Below are 16,109 nucleotides of genomic sequence, written 5' to 3' on the forward strand. Positions count from 1 at the left end.
GCCATTTGCGCGGCGCGAAGCGCCGCGCAAATGGCGGAAAATGGTAAAAATCGCTTAGCGATTTTTACCATTTTCCGCCTTCGTCGAACTGACATTAACCATAGGGACGAGGATAGGGTTTAAGCATAGGAGAAGCACGATAAACAGGAAAAATCTGGACGGCTTGACCACCACGTTTAATAGGAATATCAGCGATTTTTTCGAGGGACTGGAAGTAACCTTTGTATTTATCTAGAGGCTCTGGAAATCGCTCATCCTTCATAAACTGTTCAGAAGTAATATAGAGCGAAGTCTTACCTACAAAATCTTGAGCTTTACTCCAGTAAGCAAACCCGCGTAAGTCTTCATCAAAACAGGTAACTTTTTTGCCCAGTGGCTCGATCGCCATGCCCACTTGTCCCGCCACAAAAAAACTATTGCTAAATACAAAATCTGCTTTTTGTAATTCTGCTTTCAGTGCTGGAGAATCGACAAAGGCTTGGCGTAACTGCTCAATATCAATCATTTGCGTAGAGGGATCATCCTTAGCTTCCCAGAAACCACCCGCGATCGCCGCATCACCCCCTTTTTGAGCAATACCCAAATGCACATGGAGTAAGCCGATTAGCAACAATGGCAAAATCACCATACCCGAACCCCAGAGCCAATTGCGAATAAATTTGGGGCGTTTGATCTGCACCAATGCAGCCCGTTCGCCTAATAACAAAGTTGCGCCAAAGAACCCTGGCATATGCCATGAGGGGAGGATTTGGATAAAGCCACCCATAAAGGTAAATCCAAAGAAAATTGGCATCGATACGCAGAGGATTAGTAATCGTTTTTGATGGAGTATTTCCAAAGCGCGTACTTCTTCCTCTGGTTCTTCACTGGGAATGCCCTTAAGTTTACGATTGCCAAATTGTAATAATTCGCCCAAGTCACGAAAACTTGTCCACCAAATGGGAACTCCAAACGTAGGAAATAGATAGCCAAGAGCCACTAAAATCGTCACTAATAGACGTTCTAAGTTATATCCCTCAGAGGGTACAGCACGCTTGCTTTGAAATCTAAAGGAGGCAAATTCATGTTGGGAGTTCCAGAAGAGAACGGGAGAAGTCGCGATCGCAAATAAAGCGATCGCAGCTAATGTCCATCCCGAAAACAAAGCTGCCCGATGGCGACTACTAATCAAGCAAAATAGGACTAGTCCGCCACCAAGTAGCACGCCATGATATTTGCCCAAAAAGGCTAATCCCACTAATAGACCAATGATTGCTAAGCGATAGGTCGGTTTATAGGGCTTATGGTCATAGATTTCACCCGATGGGAAAAACTCAGTCGCGGCAACATATAAACAAGCTGACCAGAAAAACATCAGCGCATTGTCTGGCAAAGTGAGAATGCCAAAGGCAATCTGAAAAATCGGAATTGTTGTCAGAATCGCAAGGGTCAGCGTAGCTGTGCGTTCCCCAAATAGCTTCTTGCTAGCCAGATAGGAAAAAATTAAGGTTCCTGTATAAAGTAAAACGCCACCAATCCGAATCGTGAAGGGTGTAACTGCACCTGTAAGCCAAACTCCTATTCCCGTAGTCAAAGCTACCAGCGGCGGATGGTCGAAATAGCTCCAGTTGAGATTTTGCGTATAAAGATAGTAGTAAGCTTCATCAAAGCCCGTATTGAGATAGATAGCGGACGTAGCCCTAAAGAGGAAACCCCACAATAATATGGCGATCGCCCACTTATGAATTTTCACTCTAAATTCCTTTAACTTAATGTACAAACAACTTTTAAAAGGTATTGTCAAATCAAGCAGCAATTCTCATTATGAAACCGAATTTTGGGGTTTCTAGCGTCTTTGGCACTAGAAACCCCAAAATCGGTTTTTTGAAAGCCCGCCTACAACGAACTTTCAAAAAACCGATTTTTATACTGAGAATTGCTGTAAGTCAAGCTTTTAAAAGCTGTTGGATTTTTACGATCAATCTTATCGCAACCAAAATAACAGTAGAGATAATTCATGAATTGCCACTACTATGATTTGCTATATAATTCGGCATGATTACGCGAAATTTAGACGGAGTAGATCGAGATGCCGAGAGAACCCAGAAAGCCTAATGAATACATCGTGCATTTAAAGCTAGAAGGTGGGCAAGAAGTCATAACAAAATTTACGACCATCGAAGAAGTCAAAACTTGGTATGCATCACAGTTTAAGGCAAAGGCAAATGAAGATGATCTCATGCCGATTCCTGTTAAAGCGGAACTAAATGAAATTTTGCTGGTTCGTCCGAAACGGGTAATCGCTATCCATGTTGAGCCGATTTACTCCTCTAGCGTTGAAATGTTTTCATAAAATCAAATCTCATAAAATCAAAGGTGAGCGCTTTATGCTCACCTTTGATTTTATAAATACTAACAATGCTTTTACATCAAGTTTCAGGGCGATCGCGTTTAGGTCTAGCGCTATCACTGCTTACGGTTTTGCTATGGGGATTTTTAGCGATCGCGCTGAAGATTGTCCTCCAAGAGCTAGATCCATTCACCGTTACTTGGTTTCGCTTTACTGTCTCAGGAGTTGTACTGGGGGCATATCTAGCAATAAGGCAGCAACTACCAACATGGCAACAATTGCAGAAAGTTTCCTTGCCAGTGTTTTTAGTAGCCGTTGGCGGACTATCGCTGAACTACATTTTGTTTTTAATTGGCGTAGGCAAAACTTCCGCCAATAATGCTCAAGTCATTACACAAATTGCGCCTGTAATGATGGGCATGGCTTCATTAGTCATTTTTAAAGAAAAATACAACTACAAACAGTGGGGCGGCGTAGCAATTCTTATCTGCGGATTGTTGATGTTTTCCCATGACCAAGTGCGATCGCTAGTTACCAGCTTTGACACCTATATGTGGGGCAATATTTTGCTCATCATCGGCGCGATCGTCTGGGCATTTTACGGACTTGCACAAAAGCAACTCTTACTCAATCTTCCTTCAACTTCCGTGTTGTTATGCCTATATCTCAGCGCCGCAACACTATTTGCACCGATGGCACATCCAGATAGGCTGCTTACACTATCAGCATTGCCCATGATTGCCCTGATCTTTTGTGCATTTAATACTTTGATCGCCTATGGAGCATTTGCAGCGGCGCTCGAACATTGGGAAGCCTCACGGGTCAGTGCCGTAATTACCCTTGCGCCCCTCGTCACCTTAGCCGCCTCGGCAATCCTACCCAATTTTGTACCGCAGTTCTTACCACCTTCGCCTTTGAGTTGGCTGGGTTATCTAGGTGCGATCGCTGTGGTGTTTGGCTCAATGGTCATTTCTCTAGGTGCAAGTCGTAAGTCCAAGCCATAACCAATAGAAATTTTGAAAATCTTGAAATTTTTTCAATCTCTAAAAATCTTGCCTAGACTCGTTTTGGGGATTTATAGCTTAAAAAATTAAACTTTTTTAAAAAATTTTTAAAAAAGGGTTGCACAATTGCCACCCTTATACGCTATAGTTATTAACGCTGAAGTCAGTGACGCAGCGAAACAGCTACATTCCTCAGTAGCTCAGTGGTAGAGCAATCGGCTGTTAACCGATCGGTCGCAGGTTCGAATCCCGCCTGGGGAGTTTACAAAAAGAGAGTTCACTTTGTGAACTCTCTTTTTGTTTGCAAAACTCCACCGCAAAGCGGTGGTAATACCTTAAATAGTTGTCTGAATCCACTGAGTCGCTTTGTCCGTGTCTAGTGGATGTGAAATAAAGTAGCCCTGTACCTCAATACTGCTACCACCCAAGCTTTCAAAATACTCTAGCTCCTCAGAAGTTTCGACCCCTTCAACGATAATCCCCATACCAAGGCTATTAGCCAGACGCAAAATTGACTGAATAATTCTTTGGCTTTTAATGTCAGTAGCAACCTTATTAGTAAAACTACGATCAATTTTTAAAACATCAATTGGTAAATTTTTAAGATAGCTAAAGGAAGAAAAACCAGTCCCAAAATCGTCAATATGTACTTGCACACCAATTTCTCGAAGCTGTTCTAATTTTTGCGAAGAAACTTCAATATTTTCCATCAAAATTGATTCAGTGATTTCCAGCTTAATTAAATTAGGTAAAATCTGTTTCTCAGTAATGATTTCCTGAATCCGTTCTACAAAATCAGATTGCACAACTTGTAATGTTGAAACATTAATACCTAATGTAAGTTGAGGAATATTAGGGAAGTCCTGTTGCCATTGTCGTAACTGATTACAGGCTGTTTCTAAAACCCAATAACCAATTTGAATAATATCCCCTGTTTCCTCTACTATGGCTAGAAATTCTTGCGGAGATATCAGACCTTGTAAAGGATGTACCCAACGTAATAATGTTTCAAATCCTGTTAGCTGATGTTGATGTAATGACACTATTGGTTGATAGACCAAATGAAACTCTTGGCGTTCGAGGGCATAGCGCAAATCGTTTTCTAGTTGCCACCTTACCTTTGCCCCCTGATTCATGTCCGTACTAAATAGAGCATACTTTCCTCTACCTAGCCTCCGTGAATGGTGCATGGCAATATTGGCATCTCGGAGAATTTCATTAGCATAGATATATTCAAGATCGCTAATAGCAATGCCTATACTAACAGAGGTAAAAATTTGATTTTCATTAATCGAAAATGGCTGTTTAATACTTTCTAAAATCTGACTAGCTAAGCTTATAATAATTTCTTGGTTGTCAAAACTTTCCACTAAAATCGCAAATTCGTCACTATCAACCCTTGCAATAGTTACATTAATTTTGCGATATACATTTAGACGCTTGCTAATTTCTTTTAATAGTTGATCACCTATGGATATACCAAAGTTATCATTAATGCTCTGGAAGCGATCGCAATCGATGAAGAGAACTGCAAAGTTGCGATTTGAGTTAGTTTGCAATTTGGTAAAGGCAAGATCCAGCAAACTCATAAATGAATCGCGATTGGGGAGTCCTGTTAATGAGTCATGGAGTTGGCTGTAATGTAGCCTCGCAATAATCTGATCTCTTTCTACGCGGATCGAGTCTGATTTGACTAATAATTGTAATTGATGGATAGAAATAGTAAGTTGAGTGCCTAATTTTTCTAGTAGTTCAACTTCCCAACTCTGCCATTCACGCACAGCATCGTATTGATGTAAAACTAGAAGTCCCCAGAGCTTTTTACCACTAGGAATCGCTACAGCAAGCACTGATTTTACGCCTAAGGGTCTAAGGGATGCGCTAAGTTGCGGATCAACATTAGGAGCGTCAATATCATTGACAATTTGACTAATAGAAGTTTGATATCTTTCTAGCCATTCAGGATCAGTATAGATTGTGGGGAGTCTTTGCTCTAAAAGTGCTCGCGCAGGATCACTAACCGATTCGTAGCCAATAAAGAGATTGTTTTCTTCTAAGGATTGCTGACTCAATTGATAGGCAATTACATGATCATTTTGCAATAGCTGATGAATCTCGAAAACAACTGTCTCCAATAGTTCATCAAGAGTTATGGACTGTCGCATCCGTGCAAATACCAAAGCTAATAAAGTATCAACTTCGTTTTCATTACGCGAATCTATATACTGATTAGATTGATAAAGCTGTTTGATCCTTTGCTTGAGGCTAGATATTTCTCTTTCTGCATGATCAAAATATTTACCTAAGTTTTCGCCAAGAGATTTTATATTTTGTAGATTATCTTGTTGTTGGCTATTTAGTTGTTCGGATGCAATTAGGTTATCTACAATGGAAAATAATTCTAATAATGACTCAGGGAAATCTTTTCGCATAATTCCTAAAAATATTATTTATGGATACTTCCTAAAATCAAACTACATCTATTTTAAGAACTAATATGCAAATAATTATAAGTTTAATTATTTTAAAAGATACCTTTTTAGCAATTTCATAATGCAATAGAAAACAATATTTTTGTTAAAAGTTTTGTCAGAAAACCTTTAATAGAAATATTGTGACTTTTTTTACATTAACGGTTCGATATAGTCAATTGCACTGTGCTTCGCACGGCACAATTAGTTGAAGCTAACATTAAATTAATAGGAATACAATCGCTGAGTTAACCTATAAGATCTCTATGATAACCATAGTTAATACCTGTACTAAAGTTATAAGTAAAGCTTGTGATACCTGCTACGAAGGCATTACAAGCTTAGTTACCTACCTTTAGGAATTATATGTCTAGTAAGATATTGCAAGTAAAAGTCAATTATAACAATCCCACCTGATTAGTGGAAGCGCACCCCAAAGGGGTGCGCTTCCACTAATCCAAAAATCTACAAATGATTTAGGACTGCTATAGAAGCTCTCATGTAGCAACTTTTATGATGTTGTGTTTTGGGAAAGCTTAGCAAATTGATCCTTAAAAATTTCAATTTCAATATTAGGATCATTTCTTAAGCTGAGCGATCGCTTTACACGACCAAGATATATGGGTTGGGACAAGCCCTCTTTAGGATGAACGATGGTTCGGGCATAAATTGTAAGTTGTTCTTGTCCTTGACCATTACGACCAGACGAAAATAAGTTGTTGCTGGCTTGGGTTAGCGTGGATTGAAGCTGTTCAGGGGTAATTGTGGGTTCAACAGCGATCGTGGCTTGAGGACCAAAGCGATCGTAAACAAGTTTGAATGGGGCAGATCCTTCAGTTGATGAACGGGTAATTGGCTCAAAACTGAGGGAAAAAAGTCCTACAACTAGCACAACTGAAAACAGGGTTACACCTACCATCCGATAGCGCCAACTCCACTGCCGAGCGACAGCCAATCCTGTAATCAAAGCACAGACCAAGACAAATATGCCCATTCCTTGTGCAAGCTGTCCGAATAAAGCAGGCGTTAGCGACATAACTTATTTATTGTTAACTATTTAATAAACTACTAAGTTCATTTTATAGTGGCTTGTACTGCAAACCAAATAAAGCCGAATTCAATTAAGTAGATGGGCGCAATTAAACATAAAAACCAGAAAACCTGTGGCGCACGCTGAGCGTGCGCCACAGGTTTTCTGGTTTTTAATTATGCTCAGCTACTTAATTGAAAATTGACTCCTGACTTAATTGGGATATGAATCTGGGCTTGGTGGTTGCTAAATATTTGTGTCTAATTCAGCAAGAGCGCGAGTAATCCCATGAATGAAACCCATCCAAATCGTGGCAAGAATATTAAAAATATGCTGTCATTGTTAGCGATCGCCATAGTAGCCATTACCTGTTTGTTCCTATCTCCACCAGTATTTGCAAGCTCTGGAGATTCTTCTCATTGGGGATATGGAGGGACAGAAAATCCAACCCAGTGGGGACAACTAAATAGAGATTTTGAGCTATGTGAGTTGGGTAAAGCTCAATCTCCTATCAATATCAAAAATCCTGTCGTCAGTACACCAACAAATATCAATTTTGATTACAAGCCTACTCCTTTAGTAGTGGTCAATAATGGTCACACTATTCAGGTGAACTATGGGCAAGGTAGTAGCGTGAATATTGATGGCGAAAAGTATTCTCTGCTCCAGTTCCATTTTCATACTCCTAGCGAACATACCATTAATAGCAAAGCCTCTGCCTTGGAACTACATTTAGTCCATCGAAATGATGTAGGAAAACTTGCTGTGGTCGGAGTTTTGCTTACTGAAGGTAATGCTAATCCTGTAATTGAGGAAGTGTGGCAGAATATTCCTGAAACAGGCAAAACTAATACTGTTAGCGATCGCCTAATTAATGTGGTAAATCTCTTGCCAAGAAGTAAAGCCTACTATAGTTATGTGGGTTCTCTAACTACGCCACCTTGCAGCGAAGGTGTGAAATGGAATCTTTTGGTAGAACCGATGACAGTTTCTGAAGAACAGATTGCAACTTTTGCCAAAATTTATCAAGTTGATGCGCGTCCAGTGCAACCGACCAACGGTAGAAATATTGAGTTACATCGATAAATATAAAGGCGGCGCATTGCGCCGCCTTTCGTTTGGAATCCTTTAGCATGAATACAATGATGAGAATCGCATAGTAGTTTTTACCATTTTGTAACATTTTCATTGTGCGTTGCACAGGGTAAATGTCTATTGACTTTATCTTAAATTTATAAGAGTATTTGCAAAAAACAATATGACAGATTTTGATTATGACTTATTTGTAATTGGTGCAGGTAGCGGTGGACTTGCCGCCTCAAAACGCGCCGCCAGCTACGGGGCAAAAGTAGCGATCGCGGAAGGTGACTTAGTGGGAGGCACTTGTGTAATTCGTGGATGCGTCCCCAAAAAGTTGATGGTCTATGCCTCCCACTTTTCCCATTTCCCTAATGAATCCGCAGGCTATGGCTGGACAATTCCTGAAGGGACTTTAGATTGGGAGAAACTCCGTAATGCTATTCAAACGGAAGTATCGCGTTTAAACAAATTGCACATTGGCTTCTTAGAAAAGAACAATGTGGAGTTAATTTCAGGATTTGCCAAATTTGTTGATACTCATACTGTGGCAGTGGGCGATCGCCAATTTACCGCCGAACGCATCTTGATCTCAGTGGGTGGTGAAGCCTTCAAGCCTGATTTAGCAGGTATTGAATATGCCATCACTTCCAAGGAGATGTTTTTGTTGCCACAGTTTTCCAAACGATTTGCGGTGATTGGGGGTGGCTATATTGGGACTGAGTTTGCGGGCATCATGCGTGGACTCGGATCTGAGGTTACACAAATCATTCGCGATCGCTATGTCTTAAAAGGCTTTGACAATGATGTGCGTACCAATGTGCAAGAAGGAATGGTCAATCATGGCATCAATTTCCACACCTGCATTGATAGCAATTCCCTCAAGATTACCAAGAACAGTCAGGAACAGGAAAATGCATTGACGATATCCTTTAATGATGGAGAAGGCAAGGCGCAACAAGTCAATGCTGATGTTGTTTTAGCCGCAACAGGACGCAAGCCCAATCTAACCCCACTCAGTCTAGACCAAGCAGGAATCACAGTCGTTAATGGTGCGATCGCTGTTACCGAAGATAGCTGTACCAATCAACCCCATATCTATGCGATCGGTGACTGCACCAATCGCGTGAATTTAACTCCCGTAGCGATCGCTGAAGGTCGTGCCTTTGCCGATACTGTTTATGGACATAAACCAAGATTTATCAGTCACAAAAATATTCCCTCGGCTGTATTCTCACAACCCGAAGCCGCTACCGTTGGCTTATCTGAAGAGAAAGCACTTGAGCTATATGGCGATCGGGTAAAAGTCTATAAAACAAAATTCCGCCCCATGTTTTACAGTCTGGCAGGTGGTGAAGCCAAAACAATGATGAAATTAATTGTCGTTGGTGAAGAGGAACGAGTTGTAGGTTTGCATATGGTCGGGAAAGATGCCGCTGAGATCATTCAAGGCATGTCTCTAGTCGTCACGATGGGCGGCTGCAAAAAAGATCTAGACAATACGATGGCAATGCATCCCACTGCCGCAGAAGAATTTGTCACCATGTAACAAAAGAGAGTATGTGCAAGGCACATACTCTCTTTGATGATTTATTCTTCATAGTGTCCCCCAATCGCAATGATATGTATATTTTCATCATCAAAACTATAAATTATTCTCTCCTTATCTGACAGTCTCCGAGAGTAATATCCAGATAGTTCATATTTTAATGCCTCTGGTTTACCAGTTCCCTGAGTGGGATCGGCTTTTTGCATCTCTTTGAGAATACTTAGCAATTTTTTATGAACAGATTTGTTAGATTCTCTCAAATATTCATAAGCTTGCAAAGTATCTTCATGAAACACAATTGAGCGCATGATGCTTTTGTTTATGGACTTCGATTATTGCTTGAATTTGTTTTACTAGATCAGGATTGCTCACAAGGTATTCAAAATCAATTGACTGTCTTAATTGATTAATTGATGATTTTTTAGCGTTATCTTGAAACTGCCTGATCTGTTGCATCAGGATGGAATTACTCAAAACATATTCAGTTTCTTGATAGCTGTCCATAAAGCTTAATGTTTATAACCTATGCTTATACTTTTATCATATCTGAATGATCATAAAAAAGGGCGCTTCGCGCCCTTTTTTATTTAGCTAGCAGCGTTTGATTCGCGGCGGACAGAGGTGTTTTTGGGTTCACCCTTGATTTTGGTGACCAAAGAATTCCAGCCAAACTTGGTTAGAGCCAATAGCCAGTTACCTTCCAACTCACGGAACATTGCCATATTCATATGGAAGGAAGCATTTGCTTCATCGACAATGCGCTGAGCAGTTGCTTCATCTACAGGCAAAGTATCGAGAGCAGCACGATAGTTTTTCTTGAATTCACCGTGATTGCGAATATCATCGAATTCATAGAAAGCAGTACCATCGCCCTCGGCTAAACCCATCGACTCCTTAGCGATTTTCTTAAGGATTTGACCACCAGATAGATCACCCATATAACGAGTGTAGGCATGGGCTACAAGCAATACAGGGTCAGTAGCCGAAATTTCGCGGATACGAGCCAGATACTTTTCGCAAGCAGGGGTGGGCTTTACGGCTTCGCGCCAGTTCGAGCCGAAGTAAAACAACATATCGAGTTCTAGACTCTTTTCGCGCCATAGCTCACGATAGTAGAGCTTGCTGAGGATCGGGTCATTTTTGTGAACTTCAAACTCTTCCTCGATCGCTTTGTAAACAAAGTAAAGATTACCGACGAGTCGGCTATAGGCAGTCTTGTTAACTACACCCTTTAAAAAACATTTAATAAAATCGGTACTCTCTGCTGCTGAGTGAGATTTTTGTGTACCTACGCGCAACTTTGTTGCTAAACCTTGACTCATGAAAACTCCTAAAACTTTTAAATCAAGATGGTGAATTTAAGCGAATTTATTGATAGTTAAATTTGTTATTAAGAATATATTTTGGGATAAATTGGTGAGATTTATCAAGATGATGCCAATATGCCGAAAAAACTGCGATCGCCGCTAAAGCCTTAAATCACAAGCATTTGGCACAGTATTCAAGTATATAAGCCAATGTATAGAAAAATTTCTAGTCTGTAACAAATTTTCATCTACCACTGCGACCATATAATGTAGTCACGATCTCCTAATTTGTAGCAGTTGCTAACATCCGCCGTTATAAATTAGATTTAGTCAAGCTAGCTTGAAGAGGTAATACATCTTGGTTTTAAGCGGATACGAATACTTACTGGTATTCATCATCGTTTGTACGCTTGTCCCGATATCGGGATTAGTCCTATCTGGTCTTTTAAGTCCCCAACAGTCTGGAGCTGCAGGTCGTACTACCTACGAATCTGGCTGCGAACCTGTTGGGGGAGCTTGGATCCAGTTTAATATTCGTTATTACATGTTCGCCCTTGCCTTTGTGATATTCGACGTGGAAACAGTGTTTTTATATCCTTGGGCAGTGGCTTTTAGCAAACTAGGCTTACTTGCCTTTGTTGAAGCACTTATCTTTATTAGCATTCTCATCTTAGGTCTAGTCTACGCTTGGAGAAAAGGAGCCTTAGAATGGTCATGAAATCCGAAAACGTTGGTCTGGACTTCAGCATTGAAGAACAAACTCAGCGCCTTATTAATCCTGCCGCAACGCCACAAGTCACCCAAGACTTATCTAATAATGTCATTTTGACCACTCTCAATGACCTCTACAACTGGTCGAGAATGTCTAGCCTCTGGCCGATGCTCTATGGCACTAGCTGTTGCTTCATTGAGTTTGCTGCCATGATCGGCTCTAGATTTGACTTCGATCGCTTTGGTCTATTACCCCGTTCTAGCCCTCGTCAAGCTGACTTGATCATCACCGCAGGCACAGTCACCATGAAAATGGCTCCTGCACTGGTGCGTCTTTACGAACAAATGCAAGAACCCAAATATGTAATTGCCATGGGCGCTTGCACAATTACAGGCGGCATGTTTAGCACCGATTCCTACACCACAGTGCGTGGTGTGGATAAGTTAATTCCCGTTGATGTGTATATCCCCGGTTGCCCTCCTCGTCCTGAAGCGATCATGGATGCGATTATCAAATTGCGTAAAAAGATTGGGACTGAGGGCTTTAACGAAAGAGCCAACCTCAATCGTACCCATCGCTACTATGCCGTCAAACATGAAATGAAGGTGGTTAGCCCCATCCTCACAGGACAATATCTAGAAATGCCTAGCCGTATGGCTCCGCCTAAGGAACTAGTCGAGTCTGGTATTCCCTTACCCGCTTTGCAAATGGCTCAAAAGGAGGTCGAGACAGTTGGCAGATAATCAAGAAGCAGCTTTGGTCACGACTGAGGTAACTTCCCCAGTTTCTCAATGGCTAACTAACAATGGCTTTGAGCATGAGTTTCTAGGGCTTGACCAACAAGGCGTTCCCATTCTCAAAATCGATCGCCAGTTTTTACTTCCCTTTTCCACAGCGCTCTATGCCTATGGCTTTAACTACTTGATGATGCAATGTGGTTATGATGCAGGCGCAGGTGATAGTTTGGTGAGTGTTTACCATCTCGCCAAGCTAACCGATGAGGGTATTGATAAAAGCGATCGCCTTGAGGAAGTTCGCGTTAAGGTATTTCTCCCTCGCACCGATCCCCGTTGCCCATCGGTCTATTGGATCTGGAAGACTGCGGATTGGCAAGAGCGTGAAACCTACGATATGTATGGCATTGTCTACGAAGGACATCCCAATCTTAAGCGGATTCTTATGCCCGAAGACTGGATTGGCTATCCGATGCGAAAGGATTACGTCACACCAGACTTTTACGAATTGCAAGACGCATATTAAGAAAGAAGCACCCAATGGGTGCTTCTTTCTTAATATAGAAGAGGCGGCGCATTGCGCCGCCTCTTCTATATTTATGTGACTGCGACATTAGCCCGTACCCATTTCCGAAATTCTCTTAAGGTTGCACTCTCTCCTAAAGTTAATCGTTGCTGCACATATTCGACAACGATCGCGGCAGGTAAATCGGGAAAGGCTAAACTCTTCTCAATCGGTTTATATTCTCCATCCTCTAAGGCTAGAAATTCTAAACTATAGCCATCATAGCGCCAGACTTCAGGCACATTTAGCAAGGCGTATATTGGTAAACGGTGATCGCTAGGGTTGGTAATATCTACTTCTAAAACCAAGTCAGGTGGAGGATCTTCTCCCACAATAATTACTTCTTTATTCCTAATTATTGGCTCATTCTGGATGTAATAACAAGAATCTGGCTCTGCTCCTAACTTTAGATCAGGAATTTTCATCAGTAAAGAGCCAAGCTTTCGCAAATCAATTTCTAGCTCATCAGAAAATGCTCTAATTAAATCATCAATAAACCGATTGCTACCTTCATGAATTGAGAGGGGAGACATAATTTCTAATGTGCCATTGAGGTAATGAAATAGGGTGTTGCGGCGATCGCCTAGATCGGCAAGTAAACTTTCAAAAGTCTGCCAACTAACGTTATGTAGGGTCACGCGATATTCGGCAAGGGGACGATCTTGATCAGCGATCGAAGATGAAGTAACGGATTTGCTTAGTGTTGTCGCAGTCATCGTAATTTCCTACGGATTTTATTTTCTTGTCTTTGTCAGCAATTGAAGATCTCAAATTTTTTACTATTTTCCTAAATTACCATTTCAGACATTCCCAATCTTCTTCATCTACGATTGGGCTAACAATATCGCCTAATGTTTTGCCTTTACCAGCCATGTCAGGGATAGGAAAGCGAAGGTGGGATAATCGCACGGGTAATTGAGCATCAATGAGAAATTTCATGCGAGAACCTTGTGGATGCTCTTTACTTGGCTAAGTTTTGTGGCATAGGCGAGGACTGCAAAAATATCATCTTGCTCTAGATCGTCATAGTCTTCTAGGATTTCTTCGGTGGTCATGCCTGAACTGAGGAGTTCTAAGATCATCTCAACGGGATAGCGCAGACCTCTGATGCAGGGTTTACCATGACAGATATTCCAGTCTAAGGTGATGCGTTGTAGTAGCATATCTAGAGATTTCTTGTTGAATCAGTTAAAACGATTTTACTCTGGTTACATAGAAAGAGATTTTTCAAATTCTTGTTTTTTACTAGAGATTAAAGAACGTAGGCAATCGCCTTTTTCCTGTTGTTTCCTCTCCTCAGGTTGATTATAGATAATTTTAGGAAACAAATGTTAGTATAAATATTAGCTAAAATTAAGCCATAACGTTTCCAGATATGCCGCTAAGTTGGAATGAGATTAAGCAAAGGGTAATCGCCTTGAGTCATAGCAGGAGGAAGAGGCAAATGCTTGGACAAGGGAGTTTTTAATTCCATCAGAGTATGATGCAGATTTATCTACACTGAGATCGCGTGACGATGTAATTGGTTTTGCTGAGAGGCTTGGGATTCACGCTGGGATTGTAGTTGGACGACTACAGTATGACAAAATTATTGAGCATAATAGTAAGTTGAATGCTTTAAAAGTAAGCCTCAATCCTAAAAATCAAAAATTTTCCTATTTCAAAATTTTAACCACTCTTGATTTCAGTACTTCCAAAATCCATATTTAACGGAAACATTGATATGTATAACTTGACTGACTCTCAAAAAAAATTTGTAAAGTGGTTAGTTCAAAATGTTAGAGAGAAAAAACTAGATGAGGAATTTCATATACAATGGTCTTTCACCCCTTTCGATGAGTTGATACCAATTTGCCTATCGAATTATAGGGGAACAGATCAAGAATTGCAGAATATAGATATATCGAAGGGCTGTATAAATGCCTTAGCTATGCATAAGTTACTTCTTTATCAAGTCCTCCAATCAGATCAAGATGGATCTTATATAAATGGTGAAATAAAACTTCCTCGCCCCGAAATTTGGAATTGTACTTTAACAAGCGATATTTACAAAGCTGTAGATAATGATTTCGAGAATCCAGAACTACCAAAATCACCAAGGCATAAGCAAAATCCTTGGACATCAGGCTCATTTTATTTGTTTGCTCTTGTTGTTGTCTCAGCATCATTTGCTGTCATAAGTGCTTATATACCTTGGTACATTATTCCTATTCTTCTCATAGCTGCAATTATAGCTTTAGGAGTCATTGGTGCGTTTCAACTTCGGATGGATGGAGAACTAAATGAATCAAACTTCCTAACTCTCATGATTGAGACTTATAAACGCTTGCCATTGTTGGTTCAATACAAAACTAAACCACCCATCGAAAAGTAATTTAAAAACTGCAAAATCATGCAAACACTAACTAAAATCGAAGAAACATTAATCGCAGTTATCAAAACTTTACCACCTGAAAAACAGCAAGCACTATTAGAGTTTGCTGAGTTTTTGCAAGCCAAAACATCGTCTAAAGCCTCAAGCAAAAGTATCAAAGGCTTATGGGCAAATACAGATATTAACCTCACCGAAGAAGAACTCGCCACAACCAGAAAAGAAATGTGGGTAGACTTTCCCAAAGATATTGCAATCTAAAACTTATCCAATATTCAGACAATTTGGTAGCTTTAAAAACAGGTGTGTTTAAACAATCGTCTGATATGGCGATCGCCTCTAATTCAATAATGATATCTACATTGCAAAAATTTAATGTAATTTTGCTCAACTAGATAGACCAATCGATGCTCTTGAGTAATACGGCGCGACCAAATACCAGAGCCAAGATATTTCAAGGGTTCAGGCTTCCCAATTCCGTTAAAAGGATCGCACATAACTGCATCAACTAAATCCATTACTCGCAAAGCTACCTTACGATCAACAGAAATCCAATGGGTTAAATCTGTACGAAAATCTTGATCGAAAATAGATTCTCTACTTAATGGAGCATTACTCTTTGACAAGTCCTAACTCCCTGCGTAAATCAACAGGTGTTTGAGAAATTTCTGCATTTGTTCTAGCGCGACTAATAGCATTTAACAAACGTTCCGCATTTTTAGGAGATCGCAAAAGATGCATAGTTTCTAACAAGCTTTCTAACTCATCAGCAGCAATCAAGGCAACATTCTCACCACTTTGACTTTTGATGTAGATAATCTCGCGATCATTAACAACGCGATCGAGTAATAGATTTAAGTTTGGCGTTGTCTGTGCATAGCTAGTTTCAACAATCATAATGACTTCCTGAAATCTTATTAAGATTATAGTCGGTTCCTTAAAAACTAAGGCATAAAGCTT

Annotated in this window: 20 protein-coding genes and 1 tRNA gene; 10 read left to right on the forward strand and 11 right to left on the reverse strand. The window is 40.4% G+C overall.

The window, feature by feature from the left end; translation table 11 throughout:
- Positions 1 to 94 precede the first annotated feature (94 nt).
- Positions 95 to 1,732, reverse strand: a complete 1,638-nt coding sequence (locus NMG48_RS01905) for an ArnT family glycosyltransferase (RefSeq protein ID WP_271253759.1) — start codon at positions 1,730 to 1,732, stop codon at positions 95 to 97.
- Between the two features lie 336 nt (positions 1,733 to 2,068).
- Here NMG48_RS01905 and NMG48_RS01910 point away from each other — a divergent pair, with 336 nt between their 5' ends.
- The 3 genes from NMG48_RS01910 to NMG48_RS01920 all read left to right on the forward strand — a co-directional run bounded on the left by NMG48_RS01910 (position 2,069) and on the right by NMG48_RS01920 (position 3,594).
- Positions 2,069 to 2,332, forward strand: a complete 264-nt coding sequence (locus NMG48_RS01910) for a hypothetical protein (RefSeq protein WP_271253760.1) — start codon at positions 2,069 to 2,071, stop codon at positions 2,330 to 2,332.
- A gap of 65 nt (positions 2,333 to 2,397) precedes the next feature.
- Positions 2,398 to 3,333, forward strand: a complete 936-nt coding sequence (locus NMG48_RS01915) for a DMT family transporter (RefSeq protein WP_271253761.1) — start codon at positions 2,398 to 2,400, stop codon at positions 3,331 to 3,333.
- Between the two features lie 189 nt (positions 3,334 to 3,522).
- Positions 3,523 to 3,594 (forward strand) — tRNA-Asn (locus NMG48_RS01920).
- Positions 3,595 to 3,668: 74 nt separating this feature from the next.
- Here the strand turns inward: NMG48_RS01920 and NMG48_RS01925 are convergent.
- Positions 3,669 to 5,765 carry a putative bifunctional diguanylate cyclase/phosphodiesterase gene (locus NMG48_RS01925; protein ID WP_271253762.1) on the reverse strand — a complete coding sequence of 699 codons (2,097 nt, stop codon included), beginning with the start codon at positions 5,763 to 5,765 and terminating at the stop codon, positions 3,669 to 3,671.
- Between the two features lie 550 nt (positions 5,766 to 6,315).
- Positions 6,316 to 6,840: a Ycf51 family protein gene (locus NMG48_RS01930; RefSeq protein WP_126385887.1), complete on the reverse strand. Its 525-nt coding sequence runs from the start codon at positions 6,838 to 6,840 to the stop codon at positions 6,316 to 6,318.
- Between the two features lie 282 nt (positions 6,841 to 7,122).
- On the opposite strand from NMG48_RS01930, the gene NMG48_RS01935 reads away from it, so the two are divergent.
- Together NMG48_RS01935 and gorA are read left to right on the forward strand one after the other, a co-directional pair.
- Positions 7,123 to 7,920 (forward strand): carbonic anhydrase, encoded by a 798-nt coding sequence (locus NMG48_RS01935; protein WP_271253763.1) that lies wholly within the window; start codon positions 7,123 to 7,125, stop codon positions 7,918 to 7,920.
- Between the two features lie 172 nt (positions 7,921 to 8,092).
- Positions 8,093 to 9,460: a glutathione-disulfide reductase gene (gene gorA / locus NMG48_RS01940; protein ID WP_271253764.1), complete on the forward strand. Its 1,368-nt coding sequence runs from the start codon at positions 8,093 to 8,095 to the stop codon at positions 9,458 to 9,460.
- Between the two features lie 41 nt (positions 9,461 to 9,501).
- Here gorA and NMG48_RS01945 read toward each other — a convergent pair whose 3' ends face one another.
- The 3 genes from NMG48_RS01945 to NMG48_RS01955 form a co-directional block, all read right to left on the reverse strand.
- Positions 9,502 to 9,768: a Txe/YoeB family addiction module toxin gene (locus NMG48_RS01945; RefSeq protein WP_271253765.1), complete on the reverse strand. Its 267-nt coding sequence runs from the start codon at positions 9,766 to 9,768 to the stop codon at positions 9,502 to 9,504.
- Positions 9,746 to 9,964: a hypothetical protein gene (locus NMG48_RS01950; protein WP_271253766.1), complete on the reverse strand. Its 219-nt coding sequence runs from the start codon at positions 9,962 to 9,964 to the stop codon at positions 9,746 to 9,748. The genes NMG48_RS01945 and NMG48_RS01950 overlap by 23 nt, the downstream gene beginning before the upstream one ends.
- An 83-nt stretch (positions 9,965 to 10,047) precedes the next feature.
- On the reverse strand, positions 10,048 to 10,782 hold the full coding sequence (locus tag NMG48_RS01955) for a biliverdin-producing heme oxygenase (protein WP_271253767.1): 735 nt from the start codon (positions 10,780 to 10,782) through the stop codon (positions 10,048 to 10,050).
- Between the two features lie 340 nt (positions 10,783 to 11,122).
- Between NMG48_RS01955 and ndhC the strand changes: the two genes are divergently transcribed.
- The 3 genes from ndhC to NMG48_RS01970 are packed head-to-tail and all read left to right on the forward strand — an operon-like array spanning position 11,123 to position 12,739.
- Positions 11,123 to 11,485, forward strand: a complete 363-nt coding sequence (gene ndhC, locus NMG48_RS01960; RefSeq protein ID WP_126385882.1) for an NADH-quinone oxidoreductase subunit A — start codon at positions 11,123 to 11,125, stop codon at positions 11,483 to 11,485.
- Positions 11,482 to 12,222: an NADH dehydrogenase subunit K gene (locus NMG48_RS01965; RefSeq protein WP_197725198.1), complete on the forward strand. Its 741-nt coding sequence runs from the start codon at positions 11,482 to 11,484 to the stop codon at positions 12,220 to 12,222. The genes ndhC and NMG48_RS01965 overlap by 4 nt, the downstream gene beginning before the upstream one ends.
- Positions 12,212 to 12,739 (forward strand): NAD(P)H-quinone oxidoreductase subunit J, encoded by a 528-nt coding sequence (locus NMG48_RS01970; RefSeq protein WP_271253768.1) that lies wholly within the window; start codon positions 12,212 to 12,214, stop codon positions 12,737 to 12,739. The genes NMG48_RS01965 and NMG48_RS01970 overlap by 11 nt, the downstream gene beginning before the upstream one ends.
- A gap of 71 nt (positions 12,740 to 12,810) precedes the next feature.
- Here the strand turns inward: NMG48_RS01970 and NMG48_RS01975 are convergent, their stop codons facing one another.
- From NMG48_RS01975 to NMG48_RS01985, 3 genes are all read right to left on the reverse strand, one after another.
- Positions 12,811 to 13,494 carry a Uma2 family endonuclease gene (locus NMG48_RS01975; protein ID WP_271253769.1) on the reverse strand — a complete coding sequence of 228 codons (684 nt, stop codon included), beginning with the start codon at positions 13,492 to 13,494 and terminating at the stop codon, positions 12,811 to 12,813.
- A gap of 76 nt (positions 13,495 to 13,570) precedes the next feature.
- Positions 13,571 to 13,717, reverse strand: a complete 147-nt coding sequence (locus tag NMG48_RS01980; protein ID WP_271253770.1) for a hypothetical protein — start codon at positions 13,715 to 13,717, stop codon at positions 13,571 to 13,573.
- The gene (locus NMG48_RS01985; protein ID WP_271253771.1) at positions 13,714 to 13,941 is read right to left on the reverse strand and encodes a DUF433 domain-containing protein; all 228 of its coding nucleotides are present in this window, start codon (positions 13,939 to 13,941) and stop codon (positions 13,714 to 13,716) included. Before NMG48_RS01985 ends, NMG48_RS01980 begins: the two co-directional genes overlap by 4 nt.
- 560 nt (positions 13,942 to 14,501) lie before the next feature.
- Between NMG48_RS01985 and NMG48_RS01990 the strand changes: the two genes are divergently transcribed.
- Positions 14,502 to 15,152, forward strand: coding sequence for a hypothetical protein (locus NMG48_RS01990; protein WP_271253772.1), 651 nt, complete (start codon positions 14,502 to 14,504; stop codon positions 15,150 to 15,152).
- 18 nt (positions 15,153 to 15,170) lie between these two features.
- Complete coding sequence (locus NMG48_RS01995) at positions 15,171 to 15,410, forward strand: DUF2281 domain-containing protein (protein WP_271253773.1); 240 nt, start codon at positions 15,171 to 15,173, stop codon at positions 15,408 to 15,410.
- An 83-nt stretch (positions 15,411 to 15,493) separates the two neighbouring features.
- On the opposite strand, the gene NMG48_RS02000 is transcribed toward NMG48_RS01995, so the two are convergent.
- A complete protein-coding gene (locus NMG48_RS02000; protein WP_271253774.1) occupies positions 15,494 to 15,775 on the reverse strand; it encodes a Txe/YoeB family addiction module toxin in 282 nt (93 codons plus the stop codon).
- Complete coding sequence (locus tag NMG48_RS02005; protein WP_271253775.1) at positions 15,762 to 16,046, reverse strand: type II toxin-antitoxin system Phd/YefM family antitoxin; 285 nt, start codon at positions 16,044 to 16,046, stop codon at positions 15,762 to 15,764. Before NMG48_RS02005 ends, NMG48_RS02000 begins: the two co-directional genes overlap by 14 nt.
- Positions 16,047 to 16,109: the final 63 nt, after the last annotated feature.

Source organism: Pseudanabaena sp. Chao 1811 (assembly GCF_027942295.1).
Taxonomy (GTDB): Bacteria; Cyanobacteriota; Cyanobacteriia; order Pseudanabaenales; family Pseudanabaenaceae; genus Pseudanabaena.

Coding starts and splice junctions, on each gene's coding strand:
- NMG48_RS01910 (WP_271253760.1), top strand. CDS start 2,069: ATGCCGAGAGAACCCAGAAAGCCTAATGAATACATCGTGCATTTAAAG.
- NMG48_RS01915 (WP_271253761.1), top strand. CDS start 2,398: ATGCTTTTACATCAAGTTTCAGGGCGATCGCGTTTAGGTCTAGCGCTA.
- NMG48_RS01925 (WP_271253762.1), bottom strand. CDS start 5,765: ATGCGAAAAGATTTCCCTGAGTCATTATTAGAATTATTTTCCATTGTA.
- NMG48_RS01930 (WP_126385887.1), bottom strand. CDS start 6,840: ATGTCGCTAACGCCTGCTTTATTCGGACAGCTTGCACAAGGAATGGGC.
- NMG48_RS01935 (WP_271253763.1), top strand. CDS start 7,123: ATGAATGAAACCCATCCAAATCGTGGCAAGAATATTAAAAATATGCTG.
- gorA (WP_271253764.1), top strand. CDS start 8,093: ATGACAGATTTTGATTATGACTTATTTGTAATTGGTGCAGGTAGCGGT.
- NMG48_RS01945 (WP_271253765.1), bottom strand. CDS start 9,768: ATGCGCTCAATTGTGTTTCATGAAGATACTTTGCAAGCTTATGAATAT.
- NMG48_RS01950 (WP_271253766.1), bottom strand. CDS start 9,964: ATGGACAGCTATCAAGAAACTGAATATGTTTTGAGTAATTCCATCCTG.
- NMG48_RS01955 (WP_271253767.1), bottom strand. CDS start 10,782: ATGAGTCAAGGTTTAGCAACAAAGTTGCGCGTAGGTACACAAAAATCT.
- NMG48_RS01965 (WP_197725198.1), top strand. CDS start 11,482: ATGAAATCCGAAAACGTTGGTCTGGACTTCAGCATTGAAGAACAAACT.
- NMG48_RS01975 (WP_271253769.1), bottom strand. CDS start 13,494: ATGACTGCGACAACACTAAGCAAATCCGTTACTTCATCTTCGATCGCT.
- NMG48_RS01980 (WP_271253770.1), bottom strand. CDS start 13,717: ATGAAATTTCTCATTGATGCTCAATTACCCGTGCGATTATCCCACCTT.
- NMG48_RS01985 (WP_271253771.1), bottom strand. CDS start 13,941: ATGCTACTACAACGCATCACCTTAGACTGGAATATCTGTCATGGTAAA.
- NMG48_RS01990 (WP_271253772.1), top strand. CDS start 14,502: ATGTATAACTTGACTGACTCTCAAAAAAAATTTGTAAAGTGGTTAGTT.
- NMG48_RS01995 (WP_271253773.1), top strand. CDS start 15,171: ATGCAAACACTAACTAAAATCGAAGAAACATTAATCGCAGTTATCAAA.
- NMG48_RS02005 (WP_271253775.1), bottom strand. CDS start 16,046: ATGATTGTTGAAACTAGCTATGCACAGACAACGCCAAACTTAAATCTA.